General features: G+C 43.5%; 3 protein-coding genes and 1 pseudogene. 3 read left to right on the plus strand and 1 reads right to left on the minus strand.

Translation table 11 applies throughout. The features are described 5' to 3' along the window. Positions 1-117: 117 nt before the first annotated feature. Positions 118-552 (minus strand): internalin, encoded by a 435-nt coding sequence (locus B4033_RS13420; RefSeq protein WP_286834637.1) that lies wholly within the window; start codon positions 550-552, stop codon positions 118-120. Positions 553-779: 227 nt separating this feature from the next. Here B4033_RS13420 and B4033_RS13425 point away from each other — a divergent pair, with 227 nt between their 5' ends. From B4033_RS13425 to eno, 3 genes and pseudogenes are all read left to right on the plus strand, one after another. Continuing rightward, positions 780-2,420, plus strand: coding sequence for a CTP synthase (locus B4033_RS13425; protein ID WP_286834639.1), 1,641 nt, complete (start codon positions 780-782; stop codon positions 2,418-2,420). A 30-nt stretch (positions 2,421-2,450) separates the two neighbouring features. Next, complete coding sequence (gene kdsA, locus B4033_RS13430) at positions 2,451-3,308, plus strand: 3-deoxy-8-phosphooctulonate synthase (protein ID WP_076753679.1); 858 nt, start codon at positions 2,451-2,453, stop codon at positions 3,306-3,308. A 64-nt stretch (positions 3,309-3,372) separates the two neighbouring features. Next, positions 3,373-3,627, plus strand: a pseudogene (eno, locus tag B4033_RS13435) (phosphopyruvate hydratase); the annotation flags it as partial.

Below are 3,627 nucleotides of genomic sequence, written 5' to 3' on the forward strand. Positions count from 1 at the left end.
TTATGGCACAGTATCTGAAGCAGCTTTCTATGGCCGCGGCAGAAATAGAAGAAGCAGAACCTGAATACGTAGCATTAAAAAACCCAGCATAAGCTGGGTTTTTTAACTGAAAAATAATCAGTTTTCAAGTGCTGGCGTAGCAGCTGCAATGGCTTCTGCCACAGCATCATCCTCTGACTGTTCTGCACCTGAATTGGTTTTAGGCTTGTATTCAGTCTCAGAATCCTGGGTGTTTGGTGCTTGAGCAGGTTGTGATGCTGCCGGTGCTGTAGCAGGAGTACTTTGAGCAGGTCGAGTTTCACGACGAATTTCAGTTGTGGTATTCGGCGTTTCTTCACGAATCACTTCAACTGTTTCAGGAATTTCTTCAATTAAAGGCTGATCTGGTTCTGCTGGTTCCAGTGTTTCGAAATTCGGCTGTTCTACTGGGGTTGCTTCCGATGCTGCAGCAACTTCAGTCTGTTCCTCTTCCTTTGGAGCTTCTTTCTTTACACATGCAGTAAGTAAAAGTCCGGTTGCAAGCGCGCCACAGATTAAAAGTTTCTTATTCATCATTACTTCATAGGTAAATGTAGAGGGGATTACAATATTATAGCAGTAAATTAGCAGATAGAAATGATCTGAACTTACTCTAATTTTTTATCGGAAATGCTGCTAGAATAGTCAATTGTTTATTGTTCTTTGAATTGATGCGGATTGACTTTGCTTTCTAGGTGCAAGGTAAAGTAAAATTGCGCAACATTGCAGGCCTATTTAGGCTCGATTGTACGAGAAACCCAATGACCCATTTTATTTTCGTTACTGGTGGTGTTGTATCATCACTAGGTAAAGGTATTTCAGCTGCTTCTGTTGCTGCACTTTTAGAAGCCCGTGGTTTAAAAGTGACCATGGTAAAAATGGATCCATACATTAATGTCGATCCAGGGACAATGAGCCCATTCCAGCATGGTGAAGTTTTTGTTACAGAAGACGGTGCTGAAACAGACTTAGACTTGGGTTACTACGAACGTTTCTTACGTCGTGCGAAAATGACCAAACTGAATAACTTCACATCAGGTCGTGTTTACCAGGATGTTCTGAATAAAGAACGCCGTGGTGACTACCTAGGTGGTACTGTGCAAGTTATTCCACACATTACTGATAATATTAAAGAACGTGTACTTCGCGCTGGTGAAGGTTATGACGTTGCGATCGTTGAGATCGGCGGTACAGTAGGTGACATTGAATCTCTCCCATTCATGGAATCTGTACGTCAGTTAATGGTTGAACTTGGTCACAAGCGCACGATGCTTATGCACTTAACGTTACTCCCATACATTAAGTCTGCAGCAGAATTAAAAACCAAACCAACACAGCACTCTGTTAAAGAACTTCTGTCGATTGGTATTCAGCCAGACATTCTGATCTGTCGTACTGAACACGATGTTGATGCAGATACTACGCGTAAAATTGCACTGTTCACTAACGTTGAAGCACGTGCAGTTGTCGTATGTAAAGATGCGCGTACGATTTATCAGATCCCACGTACTTTCTATGAACAAAATGTTGACGATTTAATCTGTGAACGTTTTGGTTATAACGACCTTCCTGAAGCTGACTTAACAGATTGGGATAACGTTGTAGAAGCTTTACTGAATCCTGAATACACTGTACGTGTAGCAATGGTCGGTAAATACGTTGAACTTCCAGATGCATATAAATCTGTGAATGAGGCACTTTTACACGCAGGGATTCAAAACCGCGTTAAAGTTCAGATCGACTATGTGAATGCTGAAGAGCTTGAAAGTCAGGATGTAAACGAAGTATTAAAAGATGCTGACGCTATCCTGGTTCCAGGTGGTTTCGGTGAACGTGGTACTGAAGGCAAGATGCAGGCAATCAAATACGCCCGTGAAAATGGCGTACCGTTCCTGGGTATCTGCTTGGGTATGCAGTTGGCAGTAATTGAATATGCACGTAACGTTGCTGGTATTGCTGACGCAACTTCGACTGAATTCAACCGTTCAACCAAAGCTCCATTGATTGGTCTGATCACTGAATGGTTAGATGAGCGTGGTGAAGTGCAACAGCGTTCTGTAGATTCTGACCTTGGCGGTACCATGCGTCTAGGTGCACAGAAGTCTGAACTGGTACCAGGGACCAAGACTGCTGCTGTGTACGGTTCTGATGAAATCATCGAACGTCACCGTCACCGTTACGAAATGAACAACCGTTATATCCCAGTGCTGGAAGAGAAAGGCATGAAGATTTCTGGTTATTCACCGATCCAACATTTAGTAGAAACTGTTGAAATTCCTGAACATCCTTGGTTTATTGCGGTACAATTCCACCCGGAATTTACAAGTTCACCACGTGATGGTCATCCATTATTTGCTGGCTTCATCGACGCTGCAAAAAAACAGTATCAAAAAGCACAATAATTGGTGTCAGGACACAACTAGGAAGTTTAAATGTCGCAATTAAAACCACAAGAGATTGTACGTTTAGGCGATATACAAATGGCAAATCATTTGCCATTTGTACTATTCGGCGGGATGAACGTACTTGAGTCCAAAGACCTAGCTTTTGAAATTGCAGAAACTTATGTAGATATCTGTAAACGTTTGGGAATCCCATACGTATTCAAGGCAAGTTTTGATAAAGCCAACCGTTCAAGTTTGAACTCTTTCCGTGGCCCAGGTCTGGAAAAAGGTCTCGAGTGGTTAGCGGACATTAAAAAACACTTTAATGTGCCGATTATTACCGATGTACATGAGCCGTATCAAGCGGCTCCTGTGGCAGAGGTTGCCGACATTATTCAGTTGCCAGCTTTCTTAAGTCGTCAGACTGACCTGGTTGAAGCAATGGCAAAAACTGATGCTATTATCAACATCAAGAAAGCCCAGTTCCTTGCTCCACATGAAATGCGCCACATTCTGCACAAGTGTCTGGAAGCCGGGAATGACAAACTGATTCTTTGTGAACGTGGTTCAGCATTTGGCTATAACAATCTGGTTGTAGACATGCTGGGCTTCGACATCATGAAGGAAATGAATGTACCGGTGTTCTTTGACGTTACCCATGCACTGCAAACTCCGGGCGGTCGTGCTGACTCTGCTGGTGGTCGTCGTGCCCAGATCACGACACTTGCACGCGCGGGTATGGCAACAGGTCTTGCGGGCCTGTTCCTGGAAGCACATCCGGATCCGGAAAAAGCCAAGTGTGATGGTCCTTGCGCATTGCGCCTGTCACAGCTTGAGCCTTTCCTGGCGCAGCTGAAAGAATTAGATACCTTGGTCAAAGGTTTCGCAAAGCTAGATACACATTAATTCAATACACATTGATGCGTCTTTTTTGACGCATCATTTTTATTAATCAACTGAGGAATAGTTCATGAGTCAAATCGTTGACATTCGTGCACGTGAAATTTTGGACTCTCGTGGTAATCCAACCATCGAAGCAGACGTTATCTTAGCATCTGGCGTAGTTGGCCGTGCATGTGCACCATCTGGTGCTTCAACTGGTTCTCGTGAAGCTTTAGAACTTCGTGATGGCGACAAGGCACGTTACCTGGGTAAAGGTGTTAAAACTGCGGTTAACAACGTAAACACTTTGATCCGTGAAGCTTTGGTTGGTAAATCAGTATTT

The sequence above is a fragment of the Acinetobacter sp. UBA3132 genome (assembly GCF_002364825.1).
Classification (GTDB): domain Bacteria; phylum Pseudomonadota; class Gammaproteobacteria; order Pseudomonadales; family Moraxellaceae; genus Acinetobacter; species Acinetobacter schindleri.

What these genes read in the sequence shown, in the direction of transcription:
- B4033_RS13420 (WP_286834637.1), bottom strand. Translation starts at nt 552, where the DNA reads ATGAATAAGAAACTTTTAATCTGTGGCGCGCTTGCAACCGGACTTTTA.
- B4033_RS13425 (WP_286834639.1), top strand. Translation starts at nt 780, where the DNA reads ATGACCCATTTTATTTTCGTTACTGGTGGTGTTGTATCATCACTAGGT.
- kdsA (WP_076753679.1), top strand. Translation starts at nt 2,451, where the DNA reads ATGTCGCAATTAAAACCACAAGAGATTGTACGTTTAGGCGATATACAA.